Raw genomic sequence first — 19521 nt, 5'->3', positions numbered from 1 at the left:
GCCGGGCGCCAGCCCCCGCACAAGGGCCTCAGCGGGGGCCAGTCCCCGCGCCCCCGGGATATTTCCGGCATTGAGAAGACGGGGGCACGGCACCCCGTGGGAGAGGTCGGACGGACGGGCGACCGAGGGGCAGGTCTCGGCGCTTGCCCTTTGGGGGGAAGGGCTGTAAGGGAGGGCTTCCTTCCGCAAGGCATATTGAACCGCGCAGCCTCTCGTGGACGGGTCGCGGAAGGACCTGGGACCCGCCCTTTGAAATGCGCCTCGACAGAAACAGGAGTGCACATGCCGCTTTACGAGCATGTCTTCATCGCGCGCCAGGACCTTTCCAACGCGCAGGCCGAAGGTCTTATCGAACATTTCGGCGCCGTCCTTTCCGACAACGGCGGCAAGCTGGTTGATCAGGAATACTGGGGCGTCAAGACGATGGCCTACAAGATCAACAAGAACCGCAAGGGCCACTATGCCTTCCTGAAATCGGACGCCCCCTCGGCTGCCGTGCAGGAAATGGAACGCCTGATGCGCCTGCATGACGACGTAATGCGCGTCCTGACCATCAAGGTCGACGAGCACGCCGAGGGCCCCTCGGTCCAGATGCAGAAGCGTGACGAGCGCGACGACCGTCGCCGCGAACGCCGCTGATCCGCCTGATAGAAAGGACATAAACCATGGCCGCAAAACCGTTTTTCCGCCGCCGGAAGGTCTGCCCGTTCTCCGGCGAGAACGCGCCCAAGATCGACTACAAGGACACCCGTCTGCTGCAACGCTACATCTCTGAGCGTGGCAAGATCGTGCCGTCCCGCATCACCGCCGTCTCGGCCAAGAAGCAGCGTGAACTGGCCCGTGCCATCAAACGCGCCCGCTTCCTCGCCCTGCTGCCCTACGCCGTGAAGTAAGGAGCGATACCAATGGAAGTCATCCTTCTCGAACGCGTCGCCAAGCTCGGCCAGATGGGCGATGTCGTCTCCGTCAAGCCCGGCTACGCCCGCAACTACCTGCTGCTGCAAGGCAAGGCGCTGACCGCCTCCAAGGAAAACATTGCTCACTTCGAAAGCCAGAAGGCCCAACTCGAAGCGACCAACCTGGAGACCAAGAAAGAAGCCGAAGCCCTGGGCGAAAAGCTCGATGGTCAGAAGTTCGTCGTGATTCGCGCAGCCTCCGACGGCGGCAACCTCTACGGCTCCGTTTCTCCGCGTGACGTGGCAACCGTCGCCACCGAGAACGGCTTCACCGTCGAGCGCAAGCAGGTCATCATCCCGCAGCCCATCAAGGAACTGGGCCTGCACACCGCCGTGGTGCACCTGCACCCGGAAGTGGAAGTGGAAGTGATCCTGAACGTCGCCCGTTCGCCCGAAGAGGCCGAGATCCAGGCCGCCGGCAAGTCCATCCAGGAACTGGCCGCCGAGGAAGAAGCCGCCGCTGAGTTCGAAATCTCCGAACTCTTCGACGACATCGGCTCTGCCGCTTCCGACGACGACGAGGGCGACGCCCCCGCAGCCGCTTCGGACGACGAAGAGTAATCCTCTTCCCTGCCGCAAGATCCGAAACCGCGTCCCCCCGGGGGCGCGGTTTTTTCGTGGCCGCGCACCGGGCCTTTCTGCCCCGCCGCAGACACCGCGCCGCAGCAACTTTTCCGTGCACAGCGGCACAACAGTCTGCACATACACGCAAATCACATTTTTTATGACTTAATTACAGGTGCCTACGCCCATCAATTGCGCTGATCAACATTTGACAATGCTAACAAACGGCGCAACTCCGTCCTCAGGACACGCACAGCCTCGGGCCGCATTCCGGGCCTGACCTGCGACGGGTTTTGTGTAACCGGGGCCGCTTTTTCTTTCGCCCCAAGAGACGGAGTATTTCATGTCCGAATCCGAGCTCCCCCGCGCGTCACGCGCCGGGGTTATCTTCACCATCATCATAGGCGCGCTGTTTGCCCTGGCCGGGCTGGGCCTGGCCGTGGGGGGTGTCATGCTGATCGCCCGTGGCGGCAGCTGGTATTACCTGCTGATGGGTCTGGCGGTGCTGGCCACCGGGGCCGAACTGATCCGCGGCAAGACCACCGGCGCGGTGATCTATCTGCTGGCCTTCGTGGCCACCGTCATCTGGGCCTTCTGGGAAGCGGGCCTCGACTTCTGGCCGCTGCACGCGCGGATCTTTACCTTCCTCTGCGCGCTCTTCGTGCTGTTCCTGATCGAGCCGATCATCGAACGCCGCGCCGGTCTGCGGGCGCGCAGCGGCCCCTGGTATGGCGCCGCCGTGGTGGCGCTGATCGCCATACTGGGCATGGGCTATGGCATGTTCCTGCCGCACGGCAAGCACTATGCCGAGGCCCCCACCGGCCAGACCCCGGCCCCCGCCACCCCCGGCGACTGGGCCAACTACGGCGGGACGCCGAACCAGGAACGGTTCGTCGCCGCCGACCAGATCAACCGCGACACCGTCGACCAGCTGGAGGTTGCCTGGACCTTCCAGACCGGCGAGATCCCCGAGTCCACCGGCGGCGGTCTGGAGGATCAGAACACCCCGATGCAAATCGGCGATACGCTGTACCTCTGCACCGCGGCCAATACGGTGATCGCGCTGGAAAGCGATACCGGGGTCGAGAAATGGCGCCACGAGTTCCCCACCGACACCCGCACCTGGGTGCGTTGCCGGGGCCTGGCCTATTTCGACGCCTCCGCGCCGCTGCCGCAGCCCGAGGCGCCGGGCAGCACCCCGGTCACGCCCCTGGCCACCGATCCGGCGACCTGCGAACAGCGTATCTTCATGAACACGATCGACGCCGTCCTGGTGGCGCTGGATGCCGAGACCGGCGCGCTCTGCGAAGGCTTCGGCGAGGCGGGCATGATCGACCTGAAAGAGGGGCTGGGCGACGCCCAGGCGCCGCTTTATTCGCTGACCTCGCCGGCTCTGGTGGCGGGCACCACCGTTGTGGTCGGCGGCCGTGTGGCCGATAACGTGGCCCTGGACATGCCCGGCGGCGTAATGCGCGGCTTCGACGTGATCACCGGCCAGATGAAATGGGCCTTCGACCCCGGCAACCCCACGGATCACGACGCCCCGGCGCCGGGCGAGATCTTCACCCGCTCGACCCCCAACGTCTGGGCGCCGATGACCTATGACGCCTGGTCGAACACGGTCTTCCTGCCCGTGGGCGGCGCGGCCATCGACCTGTGGGGCGCCGAACGCACCCCCGAGGACGAACGTTACGGCGCCTCGATGCTGGCGCTGGATGCCACCACCGGCGACGAGAAGTGGCTGTATCAGACCGTGCACCACGACCTGTGGGACTTTGACGTGCCGATGCAGCCGACGCTGATCCACTTCGACGGCACGCCCGCGCTGACCTTCGGCGCCAAGACCGGGCAGATCTTCGTGCTGGACCGTCTGACCGGACAGCCGCTGACCGAGGTGACCGAGATCGACGTGCAGCCCGCCACAATCCCGGGCGAGCCCTACGCGCTAAAACAGCCGCTGTCGGTGGGGATGCCGCAGATCGGCGCCCAGACCCTGGAAGAGCGGGACATGTGGGGCGCCACGCCCTTTGATCAGCTGATGTGCCGGGTGATCTTCAAGGGCTACCGCTATGAGGGGCTGTTCACCGCGCCGGACACTGATTACTCGCTGTCCTTCCCGGGCTCTCTGGGCGGTCTGAACTGGGGTGGGCTATCCTATGACCCCACGGCTGACACGCTTTATGTCAACGACATGCGTCTGGGTCTGTGGGTCCATATGGAAGAGCAAGAGCGCAACGCCCAGGCCGGTGACGGCAACGAGGCGGTCAATACCGTCATGGGCGCCGTGCCGCTGATCGGCACGCCCTATTCGGTGATCAAGGACCGCTTCCTGTCGCCGCTTGGCATTCCCTGCCAGGAACCGCCCTTCGGCACGCTGACCTCCATCAACATGGAGACCCAGCAGGTGAACTGGGAAGTGCCCCTGGGCACGGTGCAGGACACCGTCCTTTTCGGCGCCAAGATGCGCCTGCCCATGCCCGTGGGGATGCCCACCATCGGCGGCTCGCTGACCACTCAGGGCGGCCTGGTGTTCTTTGCTGCCACCCAGGACTACTGGCTGCGCGCCTTCGACAGCGCCACGGGGGAACTGGTCTGGAAGGCCCGCCTGCCCGTGGGCAGCCAGGGCACGCCAATGTCCTATGTCTCGCCCGAGACCGGCAAGCAGTACATCGTGATTTCCGCCGGCGGGGCGCGTCAGTCGCCCGACCGGGGCGATTACGTGATCGCCTACGCCCTGCCGGAGTGACCGGGGCCAAAAAGCCATGACAGCAGGCCTGTCCGGGAGACCGGGCGGGCCCTTTTGATGTCGGGGGCCGGGGGAAAGGGGGGCCTTGCCCCCCTCTTGAGCCTGCGGCTCAATTCACCCCCCGCGAGTATTTTCGGCCCAGTGAAAGAGCAAGGCGCAGCGACGAGCGGCGGGCGGTTTGCCCTATTCGGCCTCGGCCAAGGCGGCGCCGAAGATCTCCAGCGCCAGATCCAGCTCGGCCTCGCTGACGGTCAGCGGCGGGGCGATGCGAAAGACCGAGGCCAGCCCCGGCAGACCGGCGATGTTCATCGACAGGCCGTCGCGGGCGCAGATCTCCATCACCCGGGTGCCATAGGCCTCATCGGGGCGTTTAGAGGTCTTGTCGGCCACCACGTCGACCCCCAGCAGAAGGCCCCTGCCCCGCACATCGCCGACCTTTTCGTGACGGTCCTTCAGCGCCTCGAGCCCGGCGCGGAAATGCGCGCCCATTTTGGCCGCCCGCCCCGGCAGGTCGTCGCGGGTGGCAATCTCCAGCACCTTGCAGCCGACGGCGGCGGGCAGCGGGTCGGCCACATGGGTGGTGTAGAAGAGAAAGCCCCGATCGTGGGCGCGGGCCTCGATCTCGGCCGAGGTCATCACCGCCGAGAGCGGAAGCCCGGCGCCCAGGGTCTTCGACAGGGTCAGCACATCGGGCACCACCCCGTCACGTTCGAAGGCGAACATCATGCCGGTGCGCCCGATGCCGGTCTGCGCCTCGTCGAGGATCAACAGCATGTCGCGCTCGGCGCATTTGCCCTTCAGCGCCGCCAGATAGCCCTCGGGCAGGTCGATGATGCCGCCGGTCGACAGGATCGGTTCTGCGATGAAGGCGGCCAGGTTGCCGGTGGACATGGCATCCACCTGGGCGAAGGCATCCTCCAGCTCGGCCCGCCAGTCCAGCGTCACCCCGGGGAATCGCGGGCGGTAGGCATTGGGGACGGGAATGGCGAAATTTCCCGGGCTGACAGGGCCATAGCCCTTGCGCCCCGCGGAATAGGTCGCGGCAGAGGCGCTGCCCGTCACCCCGTGCCAGCTTTGCGCGAAGCTGACCACCTCATGGCCGCCGGTCACCAGCTTGGCCAGGCGGATGGCCGCGTCGTTGGCCTCGCCCCCGGTGGTCAACAGAAGCGCCCGGTCCAGCCCCGGCGGGGTGAGCGCGATCAGCCCCTCGGCCAGGTCCAGCACCGGCGCCGACAGCATCCCGGAATGCAGATGGCAGACCTTGTCGACCCAGTCATGCATCACCGCGCGGATCTCGGGGTGGGAATGGCCCAGCACCGCCGACATCTGACCAGAGGTGAAATCCAGGATCTCGCGCCCTTCGGCGGTGACCAGATGACAGCCATGGGCCGAGACGATCTCGCTTTCGAAGAAATGCGCGCCATAGCGCAGCAGGCTGGCATCGGCGCGGGCCAGGAAGTTGGGGCGGGTCATCGGCGGTCCTTTCGTCGCGGAACGGGGCCGGGTCGGTCCCTGGGACAAAGCCTAGCGGAGGGCCGGGCGCAGATTTCCCGGAATTAGGCCCCCTGGCGGGAATTATCCTCGCAAACCCGGGAAATGCGCGCCAAACTATCAAGAAGAGGGGAAAAGGAGAGAGAATTGCTCGACCCGCGCGACAAGAATCTGTTGATGGCCCTGCAACGGGACGCCCGGCGCACCAATGCCGATCTGGCCGAAGAGCTGGGGCTGTCGCTGTCGGCCTGCGCCAAGCGGGTGGCGCGGCTGTGGTCCGAGGGCTATCTGACCCGCGCCGTGGCCCTGATCGACCGGCGCCGCTTTCGCCGCCCGGTCAGCGCCGCCGTCCTGGTCACCCTGACCGCCCCCAAGGCCAGCGTCAGCATCGACTTTGCCCGCCGCATCACCGCCTGCGAGCAGGTGATCCAGTGCCACGCGGTCACCGGCGAGTTCGACTTTCTGCTGATCGTGCAGGAACGCTCGATCGAGGCCTATCACGACTTCGCCCAGGAGGTGTTCGGCGAATGGCCCTCGGTCGCCTCCTACCGCACCAATTTCCTGCTGCGCAGCTTCAAGACCGAGAACACCTTGCCCGCCTTCTGCCTGACCGAGGTCGAGGACTAGGCCCTACTCTGCCGCTAGCGGAGCCTCGTCCCGCGCCGGGTCGAGATCGGCCAGCAGGGGGAATCGCTCTCGCAGCAGGCGCATCTGGAAGGGTTTCAGCGGCTTCTCGGGTTTGAAGAGCCCCCGGCTGTCGTTGCTGCCATGGATCGAGCGCAGGTAGTAGAAGCGCATATCGTTGACCACCCGGCTGGGGTGGTGGATGGCCAGTTTGCTATGCGACACCAGATAGACATTGCGCGGGCTGTCCGGCCGGGCGATCAGGGTCAGCCCGAGGTTGGTATAGGGCACATCCCGGGTGTAATAGCCGTAGCCGCCCCCCTCTTCGCGGACCAGAGAGACCCCGCGAGAGAAGGACAGGAAGCAATAGGGCCGGTGCGGCGGTACGCGCGGGATGGCCAGCTCGGCCTCGCGGCGCAGCTCGGTCATGAAATCGGCCGAGAGCGCGTCATCGTCATCCAGCACGATCTGCGCCACATGATCATGGCCGTGGCCTGCCACCAGTTCCTGCTGGATCTCGCGAAACACTTCTCCGGCCTTGGCCGGGGGCCGGGGGTAGATCCGCGCGCGATCGCCCAATACATCCCCCGCCGCCTCGCGCAAAAGCTTCAGGTGATCCTTGGGCAGATCCTCACTGGTCAGGATGCCCAGGACGAAATCCTCGTCCTCCTGGTCCCGCAGGGAGGCCAGGGCGACCTGCTGGAACATCCGAAACCGCTCGGCCAGTCGGTCGGGGTCGAACAGGATTGCCTTGTCCCGGCTGGCCTTGGACCGCCAGGCGGAGGTGCCGAAATAGGAATAACGCATCTGCACAAAACGCAGCATCGGATCCGCCCCAGATCAGTTCTGTCCCACAGCGCGCCCGGGGCCAGGCCCCCTGTCCCGAGGGGAATTGCCGTGGCGCCGGATCGCCTGACGTCATTAAGCATCATTTGCCCGCCGCCATCAAGGTGACCCGAACGTAGGCGTATGTACGCCAGGGTCCATCGTCTGGCGCGGCGGTTTGACCTGTCCGGCGCGGGACAGGGGCGACACTGTCAGGCATTCCGGGCGTCGATCCAGGCCCGCCCCGAAACGCAAAAAGCCGCCCCGAGGGGCGGCTTTCCGAAAGGCGGTGCTGGGGCCGATCACTCGTCTTCGAGTGCTTCCACGGCCTTTTGCAGATCGTCCTTGCTGGTCTCGGTCTCGGTGACCTCGGCCAGTTCGAAGACGTAGTCGACGACCTTGTCTTCGAAGATCGGCGCGCGCAGCTGCTGTTGCATCTGCGGGTTCTGCTGCACAAATTCGAAGAACTGGCGTTCCTGACCGGGGTACTGACGCGCCTGGTTCATGACCGCCTGGGTCATTTCCTGGTCGGTGACCTGCACCTCGGCCTTCTGGCCCAGCTCGGCCAGCAGCAGGCCCAGTTTCACGCGACGTTCGGCCAGCTTGGTGTGCTCTTCGCTGGGCTCGATGGCATCGTGGTTGTGGTCGTGCACCTCGGGGTGCTCTTCATGCCACAGCTGGTGCGCGATCTGGTTGGCCTCGGCTTCGACCAGCGAGGGCGGCAGTTCGAAGGTCACGGTTTCGTCCAGCACGTCCAGCAGCTTGCGCTTCATGACGGCACGGGCGGCACCAGCGTATTCCGCTTCCAGACGCTCGGCGATCTGACCTTTCAGCGCGGCCAGGTCTTCGGCGCCGAACTTCTTGGCCAGTTCGTCGTCGATCTCGGCGGCCTTGGGCGCCTTCACTTCCTTGATCTTGCACTCGAAGACCGCGGCCTTGCCGGCCAGGTTGGCGGCGCCGTATTCCTCGGGGAAGGTCACTTCGACGTTCTTCTCTTCGCCGGCCTTGGTGCCTTTCAGCTGGTCCTCGAAACCGGGGATGAAGCTGTTGGAACCCAGCACCAGCGGATAGTCTTCCGCCGCGCCACCGTCGAAGGCCTCGCCGTCGACCTTGCCCAGGAAGTCGATGACAACCTGGTCACCGTCTTCGGCTGCGCCGTCCTTGGCTTCGAAGTCCTGGGCGGTCTCGGCCAGGTTGGCCAGGGCCTCGTCCACGGCGTCGTCACCGGCCTTGGCAACCATCTTGTCCAGCTTGATGGCTTTCAGGTCGACCTCGGGGATCTCCGGCAGCTTTTCGTAGGACATCTCGACGACGACATCGTCGCCCTCTTTCCAGGTCTCGCCGTCAACCATGTTGACCGCGGGCTGCATGGCGGGCTTGTCGCCGGTCTCTTCGAAGTGGGCGTTCATGGCGCCATCGACGCTTTCCTGCATCGCTTCGCCCAGAACCCGCTGACCGAACTGCTTCTTCAGCAGCGCCATGGGCACCTTGCCCTTGCGGAAGCCCTTCATCTCGACTTCCGGCTGTGCTTCAGCCAGCTTCTCGTTGACCTTGGCATCCAGCTCATCGGCCGTGAGGGTGATCGTGTAGCCGCGTTTCAGCCCCTCATTCAGGGTCTCGGTGACCTGCATTGTCGCTCGTCCTTCCATACCGGGGGCCGCATCACTCGCACGGCCATCGAAATCAGACGCCCTTCTATGGTCAGGCCTGCGCCGTTGCAAGGCTCTTGGCAGGGGAATCCGCGCTCTCAGGCGCCTTTCTGCACGGTTCCGGCCGCTTTCAGGCCGCTGCGTGGGGCTGGCGCGGCTTTGGCGCGGGGTGGCCCCGCGCAGAGGGCGCGCGCCAGGGTCAGCGCGGCGCCCTTGCCGTGGCGGATCCGGCTCCCGAAACGGGGTGAAAAATGCGGCCTGTCTCCCCGGCCCGCCTCTCGCGCCACCTCGGCACCAGGCCGGGTCAGGCCGCCCGAGCCTACCGGGTCAGGTCGGCCCCTTGCAGGCCTCACCAGCCCTACTGCCACCGCCCGCCTGCCCTCGGGACCGGGGCACCCGCGACAAGGCCCCTGTCGGGCCGCTGCCGCCTGCCCTGCCCTCGGGCATTCGCCAGACAGGGGATCAGCGATCGGGGATCAGCCGTTCTCGTAAAGGAACACCGCCTCGTTCATTTCGCGCAGCGCCACCTCGCCGTGGTAAAGCAGCTCGGACAGCACGCCCTTGTCCACCGGCTCGCCCTCGGCGATGGTGCGCAGTCGCGGGTCCATCCAGTCCCAGACCGCCTGCACCAGCTCCAGCTGCATATCGACCTCGAAGGTGGGCGGCGGGATGATTCCGTCCCAGGCATTGCCCGAGCGCAGCTTGTAGAGGCTGGAACTGAACAGCGCGACGGTGTACAACAGCGCCTTGCGGTCTTCCTCGGGGGCGATACCCCGGCCCACCATGCAGGCCTCTTTCAGGGCCTTCATCAGCAGCATTCGCTGCCGCCCCGCGACGTTCAGCGCCGTCGCCAGATCCGGCGCGATCAGCCCCTCGCCATAGAGCCGCTCCATCACACCGACCGAGGCGTTCATGTTGACCAGAACGGGGGGATTGCGCGCATGGATGGCGCGCAGGGTCGCGCTGTGCCCCTGGCTGACATAGCGTTCCACCGCCTTGCCGTAGGGGGCCCACAGGTCATCGACCACGGCGAGGCTGTTGAGCACTTCCGGCACTGTCTCGACCGGCAGCCCCTGCTCCTCATCCCCGAAGCGCAGCCCGCGCAGGGTGCGATCAAAAAGGTCATGGGCCGCCTGGGCGCGGTCCAGGGCGCTTTCGGTCTGCACGTCGGAATCGGCCATGCAGGCCAGCATGGCCATGCGTTGCGACAGCATACGCTGGCGGCCGGCCAGGTTGATCTTGCGCGTCGCCGCCTCGGCCCCGATCAGGGGCGCGGCCTGTGCGGCCCCCCTGGGCGACAGCAAGGCAAGGCCCGGCACCAGCAGGCACAGGGCGGACAGGGTGGCGATCAGGCGCCGGAACGGCAGGGCGGGCATCCTCTCTCCCTCGGCTGCAACAGGACAGGCGCAAGGGAACCCCAGCCGGGTGGAAATTTCGTTAAAGCGCGCCCGACCACGCCGCGCGCGCCCGCGATCAGCGCAGGAAGGCGCGGAAGCGGACCAGGGCGAAGGCGAAAAGCCCGGTGCCGATCCCCGCCAGCGCCAGAAGCTGCGGCCAGACCACCGACAGCCCCGCCCCCCGGAACAGGATCGCCTGGGCCAGGATGGCGAAATGGGTGTTGGGCGCGGCCAGCATGATGGTCTGGATCACCTCGGGCATCGATTCACGCGGGGTCATGGTGCCCGACAGCACCTGCATCGGCAGGAAGACCAGCACCAGCAGCAGCCCGAACTGCGGCATGGATCCCGCCACAGTGGCCAGGAAGATCCCAAGCGCGGTGATCGCGTAAAGCTGTAGCGCCGTGCCGAGGATGAACAGCGGCAGCGAGCCCGGGATCGGCACCGCCAGCAGCCCTTCGACCACGATCCAGATCGCCAGGGCCGAGGCCAGCAGCACCACCGCCCCCATCGACCAGATCTTGGCCACCATGATCTCGGTCGCCGTCACCGGCATGACCAGCAGATGTTCCACCGTGCCGTATTCCCGTTCGCGGATCAGCGCCGCCCCGGTCAGCACGATTCCCAGCATGGTGATCGAGGTGATCACATCGGAAATCGCCCCGAACCAGCTTTGGCTGAGGTTCGGATTGAACCGCGCGCGCAGCACCAGATCGGCGGTCAGCTGAGGCGCGTCACGGTGGCGGCTGAGGAACTCGTTCACCTCGTAGGTGACGATGCTTTGCACATAGCCGGTGCCGGTAAAGGCCTGGGTCATCCGCGTCGCATCGACGTTCAGCTGAATCACCGGCTGCCGCCCGGCCAGCAGATCGCGCTGGAAATCCGCCGGAATGGTCAGGGCGAAGGTCTCCAGCCCGGCATCCATGCGGGCGTCCATCTCGGCGGTCGAGATGATGTTGGGGTACTGGAAATAGGGCGGATAGAAGGCCCCGGCGATCCGCGCCGACAGTTGCGATCCGTCCTCGTCGACAATGGCTATGGCCGCCTTGTTCAGGGTCTCGGGCATCGCTTTTGCCGAGGTGTAGATCGACAAAGAGAAGGAATAGACGATCAGGATCAGCAGGATCGGATCGCGCAGCAGCCCGCGCAATTCCTTGATGCCGAGGTTCCAGACATTGGCCAGACGCATCGCCTATTTCTCCTGTTTGCGCAGCAGCAGGGTGCTGAGCAGGACCATGGCCGGGCCGATCACCGCCAGGGCCAGCACATCGGGCCCCAGCGAGGTCAGATCCAGCGCCTTGGCGAAGACGCCCCGCGCGATGGTGACGAAATACGACGCCGGGAAGATCTGGGCGATCACCGCCCCGCCCCCTTCCAGCGAGGACACCGGGTCGATCATGCCGGAATATTGCACCGAGGGGATCATGGTCAGCAGCGCCGTGGCAAAGATCGCCGCGATCTGGCTGCGCATGAAGCTGGACATCACCAGGCCGAAACCGGTCGAGGCCAGGGTGAACAGCAGCGCCGCCAGGGTCAGGGTCAGGAAAGACCCCGACAGCGGCACGCCGAAGACGGTGATCGCCGCCACCACCAGCACCAGGTAATTCAGCATCGCCACCACCACATAGGGCAATTGCTTGCCCAGGATGAACTCCAGCCGGGTCACCGGGGTGACGTAGAGGTTGACGATGGATCCCATCTCTTTCTCGCGCACCACGCTCAGCGCGGCCAGCATCGCCGGGATCAGCATCAGCAGCAGGGGGATCACCGCAGGCACCATGGCCGCAAGGCTTTTCATGTCGGGATTGTAGCGATAGCGCATTTCCAGGTCGAAGCTGCTGGCCACGGCGGCGTCGCCGTAGATTTCCCGCGCCTTTTCCTGAAGATACCAGGCGTGGATGCCCTGCACATAGCCGCTGACCGTCTCGGCCCGCATCGGCATGGCGCCGTCGATCCAGGCGGCCACGGCCACGTCGCGGCCGCGCTCCAGATCGGCGGCAAAGCCGGGGGGGATCTCGATGGCCAGGCTGATCTCGCCCGAGCGCATCCGCCGGTCCATGTCGTCATAGCTGATCAGGTCCGGCTGCTGTTCGAAATAGCGCGACCCGGCGATCTGCTGCACGTAGTCGCGGCTGGTGACGCTGTTGTCGTGGTCGAGCACGGCAAAGGTCAGATCCTCGACATCCATGTTGATGCCGTAGCCCACCACGAACATCAGCAGGACCGAACCCAGCACCGCCATTGCGGCGCGGATGCGGTCGCGTTGCAATTCCAGCGCCTCGCGCCGGGCGTAGGAAATCATGCGGCGCAGGCTGAAATGCCGTTGCACCCCGCCCCGCGCCGAATGCAGCGGCAGCGACTCGGGGGCGGCCGGGGCCTCGGGGGCGGCGGCGCCGCTGGCGGCCTCCAGATGGCCGATGAAGGCCTCTTCCAACGTCTCGGCCCCCGCCCCCTGTCGGATGCCTTCGGGCGTGTCGCTGACCAGCACGCGGCCCGCGTGCATCAACGAGATCCGGTCGCAGCGTTCTGCCTCGTTCATGAAGTGCGTCGAGATGAAGATGGTCACCCCGTCGCCGCGCGACAGGTCCGACAGGATCTGCCAGAAGTGATCGCGCGCCACCGGATCGACGCCCGAGGTCGGCTCGTCCAGGATCAGGATATCGGGGGCATGGATCATCGCCGTGGCCAGCGACATGCGCTGTCGGATCCCCAGGGGCAGCCCGTCGGGATAGGCATCGCCCACGCTTTCCAGATCGAAGCGGCGCAGCATCTCTTCCACCCGCGCCGGGATCTCTTCCGGCGGCAGGGCGTAAAGCTTGCCGTGCAGTTCCAGGTTCTGCCGCACCGTCAGCTCGCGATAAAGCGAGAAGGCCTGGCTCATGTAGCCGATGCGCCGCCGGGTGTTCAGATCGCCCGCCTCCAGCGGTTCGCCAAACAGCTCCGCCCGGCCCTCGCTGGGCTCCAGCAGGCCGGTCAGCATCTTCATGGTGGTGGTCTTGCCGCAGCCGTTGGAGCCGAGGAAGCCGAAGATCTCGCCCTTGGGGATACGGAAACTGACATCCTCGACGGCGGTGAAATCGCCAAAGCGCATGGTCAGATGTTCGGCCTCGATGGCGTCGCCCGCGTCGTCGCCCGCCCGCGGCGGGATGGTCACCGCGTGATGCGCGCCGCGCAGCTCTTCCGGCAAGAGCGCGATGAAGGCGCCGTCCAGATCGGCCTGGCCGGTACGTTCCAGCAGGGCCTCAGGGGTGCCGGTGGCCAGAACCTGGCCGCCATGCATGGCGCAGAGCCAGTCGAAGCGCGCCGCCTCTTCCATATAGGCGGTGGCGACGATGACGCTCATCCCCGGGCGCCGGGCGCGGATCACATCGATCAGATCCCAGAACTGGCGCCGCGACAGCGGATCGACGCCGGTCGTCGGCTCGTCCAGGATCAGCAGGTCGGGGTCGTGGATCAGCGCGCAGCACAGGCCCAGCTTCTGTTTCATCCCGCCCGACAGCTTGCCCGCCGGGCGGTCGCGGAAGGGCGCCAGGCCGGTGGCGCGCAACAGCTCGTCGATGCGCGCCTCGCGCTCGGCCCGGTCATGGCCGAATAGGCGGCCGAAGAAATCGACGTTCTCGAAGACCGACAGCGTGGCGTAAAGGTTCCGGCCAAGCCCCTGGGGCATATAGGCAATCCTGGGGCAGGACCGGCTGCGATGCGCCGCCTGGCGCATATCGCCGCCCAGCACCTGCAACTGGCCCGCCTGCATCCGGCGGGCGCCCGCCAGAAGCGACAGCAGGCTGGACTTGCCCACCCCGTCGGGGCCGATCAGCCCGGCCATGACGCCGGCGGGAATGTCCAGGGTGATATCGCGCAGCGCCTGGGTGCGGCCATAGGCCAGGCTCAGGCCCTCTACCCGCACCACCGGGGGCGCCACCGTCCCTGCCCCGTCTGCGGGGGCGTCGGTCATTGCCCGTCCCCGGAGATATCAGCGGGCATATGGGCGGGCACCAGCGGCGGCAGGGCCTCGGGCCAGGCGGCCTGCGGGTCGATGCGCACATAGGTCACGCCGGGCAGGCCGGTCTTCACGAAGGCGCTGTATTCGGTCAGCAGCGCCGCATCCACCTTGGCCCGCACCCGGAACATCAGCTTCTCGCGCTCGATCTCGGTCTCGACGGTCTTCGGCGTGAACTGCGCCACATCGGCCACGAAAGAGATCGTGGCGGGCACAGAGTAGTTCGGCACCGCATCCAGCAGGATCCGCGCCTCGGTGCCCAGGCCGATGCGGCCCGCATCCGCCGTGGGCAGGAAGAAGGACATATAGACGTCGCCCAGGTCGACCATGTTGATGACACGGCCCCCGGCGGCGACGATCTCGCCCTCGCGGGCGATCAGGTACTGCACCCGCCCGTCGCGCGGCGCGACCAGGTCGTTGTCCTCGATCTGCACCTCGATCAGCTCGATCTGCGCCTGGGCGGCCACGACGGCGGCCTGGGCATCGACCACGGTTGCCTGGGCCGAGTTGATGGCGGCCTCGGCGGCGGCGGCCTGGGCCTCGGCGGCGGCGATGGCGGCCTTGGCGCTCAGCGCGGCGGCGCGGGCCGAATCAAGCGTGGCATCCGAAACGGTGGCATTGCCCGCCAGCACTTCCATGCGGTCGTATTGTTTCTGCGCCGCGTCATAAGAGGCCTGCGCCTCTTCGATCTGGGCCTCGGCGGCGCGTTTCTCCGCCTCGGCCTGGCGCACCCGGATGCGGGCGCTGTCGACGCCCAGCTCGGCCCGGGTCAGCTGCGCCTGGGCCTGTTTCAGCGAGGCCTCCAGCTGGCGGCTGTCGAGCCGCGCCAGAACCTGGCCCGCCGTGACCAGTTCGCCCTCGTCCACCAGGATTTCCGCGATGCGCCCCGGGGCCTTGGCCGCCACGTCGATCTCGACCGCCTCCAGCCGCCCGTTGCCCTGGGCAATGCCCGGGGTGGCCTCGGACCCGGCCAGACCGGTCCACAGGACATAGCCCGCCACCGCCGCCAGGACCACGACAGCGGGGATCAGGAACTTCGAAGAGGTCTTGGCCATGACGGGCATCCTTTGCAGCGCGTTTCGCCCTCAGCCTAGCCCTTCTGCAATGCAGCATTCAACCACGGAGGGGGACCGGCGAGCAAATTTCTGAACTCTTCGGTTCAGAACCCGCATTCGCAATCGTAGGGCGCACCGGACGCCCCCCGCAGAGGGACCGCCAGGGACCGATGCAGGCGCGCCGCCCGGCCCTCAGCCCCCGGCGGGCGGGCGGGCGCCTGCCTCCCATTCCGCCAGCAGGCGGCGCATGTCCTGAAGGAAGATCCGCGCCGCCGAGCCCGCCTGCACCGGCCCCAGGGTCATGGCGTAGATGTCAAAGATCACCTCGGGCGCCAGGTCCAGCACCTCGAAGCCGGCGGTGTTCTGGAAATGGATGGTGAACTCATCCGCCAGGGACGCCGCCCCCAGAGCCTGGCACAGCGGCGGCACCAGCGACAGCGAGTTCACCGTCACCTGGGCCGAGAAATCCACGTCGCTGCCCGCCAGCGACTGCGCCAGCACCTTGCCCACCGGGCCGCGCAGAGTCGAGCCCAGCAGGGACATCCCCGACAGCTGCGCCACCGGCACCGGGCCGGGGCCACGAATGGCGCCCTCGGGCGGCACCAGCAGGCGCAGCCGCCCCTGCCCCAGCCGTTCCAGGCGCACATCCTCGGCCTGCACCCGGCCCGCGACGATGCACAGGTCCACCTGCCCCGCCCTGAGCGCCGCCAATTGCTGTGCCAGCGTCCCCACGTCCAGGGTCAGCGACAGGCCCGGCAGCGCATCCAGCGCCCGGGCCACGGCGCGCGGCACGAAATGCGGGGTCAGCATGTTCACGGTCATCAGCGACAGGGTCTGCCCCTCGCCCTTTTGCAGCGCCTCGATGCGGTTCTCCAGCCGGGTCACCCCGTCGAAGAGAAACCGGCTTTCGCCGTAGATCGCATCGGCCTGGGCCGTCGGCATCACCCGCCCCTTGTCCAGCACGAACAGCGACAGCCCCAGGGCCGCCTCGAAATCGCGCAGGTGGCGCGACACGGTGGGCTGCGACAGGCGCAGCGACCGGGCGGCGGCCGAGATCGAGTCATTCTCATAGACCGCGCAGAAAACCTGCAACCTTTGCAAGGTGATAGGGCGCATGACCTCTCTCCGCCTAAAGATCTTTTTCGAAAAACATATAGAAGAATACTATGGGCGGGCCAAATCTTTTCTATTTTCCGCCGCCCCCGACTGGGCAAGCTTACCCGTCATACAACAGTGGGCGCCGCCCAAGGCGCCCCGGACCGTGCCCCGCCAGACGGGGCCCCAGGGAATGACAGGGACCGCGACGTGCCAGCCGCCTTAATCCTCGCCTTCACCACGCTTGCGCTGCTTGCCGGGTCGGCCATCGCCTATGTGATCGGCGCCTCGGCCATCCTGACCTTCATCGCCGCCGGGCGCGAAAGCTTCATGGCCGTCCTGCCGCAGCGGCTGTTCAGCCAACTGGACAGTTTCGCCTTCCTGGCCATGCCGCTGTTCATCTTCGCGGGCGATCTGATGAACCGGGGCGGCCTGGCCTCGGCGCTGATCGACTTCTGCATGAGCTTCCTGGGGCGCCTGAAGGGCGGGCTGGGCCATGTGAACGTCGCCACCTCGGTCTTCTTCGCCGGGGTCTCGGGCTCGGCGGTCAGCGACGCGGCGGCCCTGGGCAACTCGCTGGTGCCCGAGATGCGGCGCCGGGGCTATTCGCTGGATTATGCCGCCGCCATCACCGGGGCCAGCTCGATCATCGGGCCGATCATCCCACCCAGCTCGATCCTGATCTTCTACGGCGCGCTGATGGAGACCAATGTCACCACGCTGTTTGCCGCAGGCATCGTGCCCGGCCTGCTGCTGGCGGCCATGCTGATGGCGATGAACGCCTTCTACGCCTGGCGTGACGACCATCCGGGTGGCAAGGATGCCGAGGTGCCGCGCTTCTTCCCCTCGCTCTTGCGCGCCGCCCCCGCCATGCTGCTGCCCGTCATCATCCTGGGCGGCACGCTCTTCGGCTTCATGACCCCGGCCGAGGCCGCCGCCGTGGCCGTGGTGGCCGCCCTGCTGATCGGTCTGGGCTATGGCAAGCTGGGCTGGCGGGACATCGGCGCCAGCCTGCAACGGACCGGCGTCATGCTGGGCGGGCTGTTCATCATCCTATGCGCCATCTCGACCTTCAGCTACCTGGCCGCGCTGCTGCAATGGCCGCAGGCGATCCAGGCGGTGATCGAGGGCTGGGGCCTGGGCCCGATCCAGTACCTGATGCTGATCAACGTGATCTTCCTCTGCGCCGGGATGGTGATGGATGTGAAGGCCGCCGTCGCCCTTTTCGCGCCGATCTTCGTTCCCGTGGCTCTGGCCATGGGCGTGGACCCCGTCCACCTCGGGATCGTCATCTGTTTCAACATCACCATCGGGCTGCTGTCGCCGCCCCTTGGCGGTGTCCTGCTGATCCTCGCGACCACGGTAAAGATGGACTACTGGCGCCTGATGCGCGCCACCTTCCCCTTCTTCCTGGCCGAGGTCGTGCTGCTGATCGTGCTGACCTACATGCCCGATCTGACCCTGGCCCTGCCCCGCGCCCTGGGGCTGGCCCAATAAGCCCGGAAAACAAATCTCCCAACACCGCAACAGACCAAAGACCAACAGAGGAGCCTACAATGACCTTTCTCAAAGCCACTCTCGGCGCCAGCGTTCTGGCCCTGATCGCCGCCACCGCCCAGGCCAGCGAAGTCAAGATCGCCATGAACGGCGTCGACGATCCCGAAACCAACGCCGAAGCGGCCTTTGCCCATGGCTTCGCCGAGGCCCTGGAAGGGACCGAGTTCGAGGTGTCGATCTTCCCCTCGGGCACCCTGGGCTCTGAGGCAGAGCGTTTCGACCAGGTCGCCCAGGGTCTGGTCGAGGTGAACCTGGCCACCGTCTCCACCACCTACGGCATGTCGCCGCTGGTCAAGGGCGTGGCCCTGCCCTTCTTCTTCGCCGACAATGCCGAGTTCGACGCGATCATCAACGACACCGCCATCCTGGACGAGATGAACGCGCCCCTGGTCGAGAACGGTGTGCGCATCGTCGGCTTCAACTACATCGGTTCCTCCATCGGCATCCACAACGCGAAGAAACCCATCGCCACGGTCGAGGACATGGGCGACCTTCGTTTCCGCGCGCTGAACAAGGAACAGCTGGCCTTCCAGGAGGCCCTGGGCGCCACCGGCACCATCGTGGCCTGGTCGGAAGTGGCCAATGCCATCCAGACCGGCGTGGCCGACGGCTATTTCAACGCCCCCAACAGCGCCATCCGTACCGGGCACACCGACTTCCTGAAGTATTTCACCCCGGCGGGCATCTCGCCCTCGACCCGCGTCGCGCTGATCTCGGAAGACTGGTTCGCCAGCCTGTCGGATGACGAAAAGGCCCTGATCGACGGCGCCGTCGCCGCCGGCATCGAGGCCAACCGTGCCTGGGTCGCCGACTGGTCCGTTTCGGTGCGCGAAAAGCATGAAGGCCTGGGTGTGACCTATACCGAGCTGGCCGAGGGCGAGCGCGCCAAGATGGCCGAACTGTCCGAAACCGTCTGGGCAGACACCATGACCGCAGACGACCTGGCGGCCTGGAAAGACGCCAAGGCGGCCGTGGCCAAGTGACCCTGAGCGGATAAAAAGGACGGCTCCCATGCAGAAAATCGCACGCGGAATGATCGGGATCTCGAACGGGCTGGACCGTGTGGCCACGGTCCTGTCGGGCCTCGCGATCGTCGTGCTCGTGGGGGCCGTCATGTTGCAGGTGGTGGCGCGCTACATCTTCCAGCAGCCCCCCGCCTGGACCGAGGAACTGGCGCGTTACGCGATGATCTGGGCGGGGCTTCTGGGCGCCACCATGAGCTACAAGCGGCGCTTCGACCCGGCCCTGTTCAACGGCACCACCTCGACCCGCGGCCTGCTGGCCGTGGCCGCCGAGATCATGAAATCGGCGGTGGTGCTGATCTATCTGCTGCCGATCCTGTGGCACGTCTTCTACGGCCCCGGCATGAACCCGGCGCGCGGCTTCCTGCTGCGCCACAGCCGGTCCATGGCCGATGCGCTGCCCTTCTCGACCGTCTGGGTCGCCGTGGCGGTGCCGCTGATGATCCTCTTCACCCTGTTCCACCTTGTCGCGCGCTGGTGCGGCGAGGATGGACCGCCGCAGCCGGACAACGACGCGACGTAATTCCCAAGCCTTTTCAAGGA

At 66.5% G+C, this 19521-nt stretch carries 16 protein-coding genes; 8 read left to right on the top strand and 8 right to left on the bottom strand.

Annotated features, from left to right (window positions below; translation table 11 throughout):
- The first annotated feature begins 282 nt into the window (after positions 1–282).
- The 4 genes from rpsF to ACRARE_RS06935 all read left to right on the top strand — a co-directional run bounded on the left by rpsF (position 283) and on the right by ACRARE_RS06935 (position 4266).
- Positions 283–639, top strand: coding sequence for a 30S ribosomal protein S6 (gene rpsF, locus ACRARE_RS06950; RefSeq protein WP_432655698.1), 357 nt, complete (start codon positions 283–285; stop codon positions 637–639).
- 26 nt (positions 640–665) lie between these two features.
- Positions 666–893, top strand: coding sequence for a 30S ribosomal protein S18 (gene rpsR / locus ACRARE_RS06945; protein WP_005608650.1), 228 nt, complete (start codon positions 666–668; stop codon positions 891–893).
- Between the two features lie 12 nt (positions 894–905).
- Positions 906–1517 (top strand): 50S ribosomal protein L9, encoded by a 612-nt coding sequence (rplI, locus tag ACRARE_RS06940; RefSeq protein WP_432655697.1) that lies wholly within the window; start codon positions 906–908, stop codon positions 1515–1517.
- A gap of 346 nt (positions 1518–1863) precedes the next feature.
- The gene (locus tag ACRARE_RS06935) at positions 1864–4266 is read left to right on the top strand and encodes a membrane-bound PQQ-dependent dehydrogenase, glucose/quinate/shikimate family (RefSeq protein WP_432655696.1); all 2403 of its coding nucleotides are present in this window, start codon (positions 1864–1866) and stop codon (positions 4264–4266) included.
- A gap of 183 nt (positions 4267–4449) precedes the next feature.
- Here the strand turns inward: ACRARE_RS06935 and ACRARE_RS06930 are convergent, their stop codons facing one another.
- On the bottom strand, positions 4450–5739 hold the full coding sequence (locus tag ACRARE_RS06930) for an aspartate aminotransferase family protein (protein WP_432655695.1): 1290 nt from the start codon (positions 5737–5739) through the stop codon (positions 4450–4452).
- Between the two features lie 165 nt (positions 5740–5904).
- On the opposite strand from ACRARE_RS06930, the gene ACRARE_RS06925 reads away from it, so the two are divergent.
- Entirely contained in the window at positions 5905–6384 is a 480-nt protein-coding gene (locus ACRARE_RS06925) for an Lrp/AsnC family transcriptional regulator (protein WP_432655694.1), read from the top strand.
- Positions 6385–6387: 3 nt separating this feature from the next.
- Here the strand turns inward: ACRARE_RS06925 and ACRARE_RS06920 are convergent, their stop codons facing one another.
- The 7 genes from ACRARE_RS06920 to ACRARE_RS06890 form a co-directional block, all read right to left on the bottom strand.
- Positions 6388–7206 carry a glycosyltransferase gene (locus tag ACRARE_RS06920; RefSeq protein ID WP_432655693.1) on the bottom strand — a complete coding sequence of 273 codons (819 nt, stop codon included), beginning with the start codon at positions 7204–7206 and terminating at the stop codon, positions 6388–6390.
- A gap of 302 nt (positions 7207–7508) precedes the next feature.
- A complete protein-coding gene (gene tig, locus ACRARE_RS06915) occupies positions 7509–8837 on the bottom strand; it encodes a trigger factor (protein WP_432655692.1) in 1329 nt (442 codons plus the stop codon).
- 494 nt (positions 8838–9331) lie between these two features.
- On the bottom strand, positions 9332–10231 hold the full coding sequence (locus ACRARE_RS06910) for a type IV pili methyl-accepting chemotaxis transducer N-terminal domain-containing protein (RefSeq protein ID WP_432655691.1): 900 nt from the start codon (positions 10229–10231) through the stop codon (positions 9332–9334).
- 97 nt (positions 10232–10328) lie between these two features.
- Entirely contained in the window at positions 10329–11441 is a 1113-nt protein-coding gene (locus tag ACRARE_RS06905) for an ABC transporter permease (protein ID WP_432655690.1), read from the bottom strand.
- A 3-nt stretch (positions 11442–11444) separates the two neighbouring features.
- On the bottom strand, positions 11445–14204 hold the full coding sequence (gene rbbA / locus ACRARE_RS06900; RefSeq protein WP_432655689.1) for a ribosome-associated ATPase/putative transporter RbbA: 2760 nt from the start codon (positions 14202–14204) through the stop codon (positions 11445–11447).
- Positions 14201–15304 carry an HlyD family secretion protein gene (locus ACRARE_RS06895; RefSeq protein ID WP_432655688.1) on the bottom strand — a complete coding sequence of 368 codons (1104 nt, stop codon included), beginning with the start codon at positions 15302–15304 and terminating at the stop codon, positions 14201–14203. The genes rbbA and ACRARE_RS06895 overlap by 4 nt, the downstream gene beginning before the upstream one ends.
- 192 nt (positions 15305–15496) lie before the next feature.
- Positions 15497–16420 (bottom strand): LysR family transcriptional regulator, encoded by a 924-nt coding sequence (locus tag ACRARE_RS06890; protein ID WP_432655687.1) that lies wholly within the window; start codon positions 16418–16420, stop codon positions 15497–15499.
- Between the two features lie 189 nt (positions 16421–16609).
- Between ACRARE_RS06890 and ACRARE_RS06885 the strand changes: the two genes are divergently transcribed.
- The 3 genes from ACRARE_RS06885 to ACRARE_RS06875 are packed head-to-tail and all read left to right on the top strand — an operon-like array spanning position 16610 to position 19501.
- Positions 16610–17896, top strand: coding sequence for a TRAP transporter large permease (locus ACRARE_RS06885; RefSeq protein ID WP_432655686.1), 1287 nt, complete (start codon positions 16610–16612; stop codon positions 17894–17896).
- Positions 17897–17955: 59 nt separating this feature from the next.
- Positions 17956–18939 (top strand): TRAP transporter substrate-binding protein, encoded by a 984-nt coding sequence (locus ACRARE_RS06880; protein WP_432655685.1) that lies wholly within the window; start codon positions 17956–17958, stop codon positions 18937–18939.
- Between the two features lie 28 nt (positions 18940–18967).
- Positions 18968–19501, top strand: coding sequence for a TRAP transporter small permease (locus tag ACRARE_RS06875; RefSeq protein WP_432655684.1), 534 nt, complete (start codon positions 18968–18970; stop codon positions 19499–19501).
- The last annotated feature ends 20 nt before the right edge of the window (positions 19502–19521 follow it).

The organism is Pseudooceanicola aquaeponti, assembly GCF_050897975.1.
Classification (GTDB): Bacteria; Pseudomonadota; Alphaproteobacteria; order Rhodobacterales; family Rhodobacteraceae; genus Pseudooceanicola.
The sequence above is the reverse complement of the archived record's forward strand: the minus strand, read 5'-3'. Positions and strand labels throughout refer to the sequence as shown.

Coding starts and splice junctions, on each gene's coding strand:
- ACRARE_RS06880 (WP_432655685.1), top strand. CDS start 17,956: ATGACCTTTCTCAAAGCCACTCTCGGCGCCAGCGTTCTGGCCCTGATC.
- ACRARE_RS06930 (WP_432655695.1), bottom strand. CDS start 5,739: ATGACCCGCCCCAACTTCCTGGCCCGCGCCGATGCCAGCCTGCTGCGC.
- rpsR (WP_005608650.1), top strand. CDS start 666: ATGGCCGCAAAACCGTTTTTCCGCCGCCGGAAGGTCTGCCCGTTCTCC.
- ACRARE_RS06905 (WP_432655690.1), bottom strand. CDS start 11,441: ATGCGTCTGGCCAATGTCTGGAACCTCGGCATCAAGGAATTGCGCGGG.
- rbbA (WP_432655689.1), bottom strand. CDS start 14,204: ATGACCGACGCCCCCGCAGACGGGGCAGGGACGGTGGCGCCCCCGGTG.
- ACRARE_RS06910 (WP_432655691.1), bottom strand. CDS start 10,231: ATGCCCGCCCTGCCGTTCCGGCGCCTGATCGCCACCCTGTCCGCCCTG.
- ACRARE_RS06895 (WP_432655688.1), bottom strand. CDS start 15,304: ATGGCCAAGACCTCTTCGAAGTTCCTGATCCCCGCTGTCGTGGTCCTG.
- ACRARE_RS06935 (WP_432655696.1), top strand. CDS start 1,864: ATGTCCGAATCCGAGCTCCCCCGCGCGTCACGCGCCGGGGTTATCTTC.
- ACRARE_RS06875 (WP_432655684.1), top strand. CDS start 18,968: ATGCAGAAAATCGCACGCGGAATGATCGGGATCTCGAACGGGCTGGAC.
- ACRARE_RS06920 (WP_432655693.1), bottom strand. CDS start 7,206: ATGCTGCGTTTTGTGCAGATGCGTTATTCCTATTTCGGCACCTCCGCC.
- rplI (WP_432655697.1), top strand. CDS start 906: ATGGAAGTCATCCTTCTCGAACGCGTCGCCAAGCTCGGCCAGATGGGC.
- tig (WP_432655692.1), bottom strand. CDS start 8,837: ATGCAGGTCACCGAGACCCTGAATGAGGGGCTGAAACGCGGCTACACG.
- rpsF (WP_432655698.1), top strand. CDS start 283: ATGCCGCTTTACGAGCATGTCTTCATCGCGCGCCAGGACCTTTCCAAC.
- ACRARE_RS06890 (WP_432655687.1), bottom strand. CDS start 16,420: ATGCGCCCTATCACCTTGCAAAGGTTGCAGGTTTTCTGCGCGGTCTAT.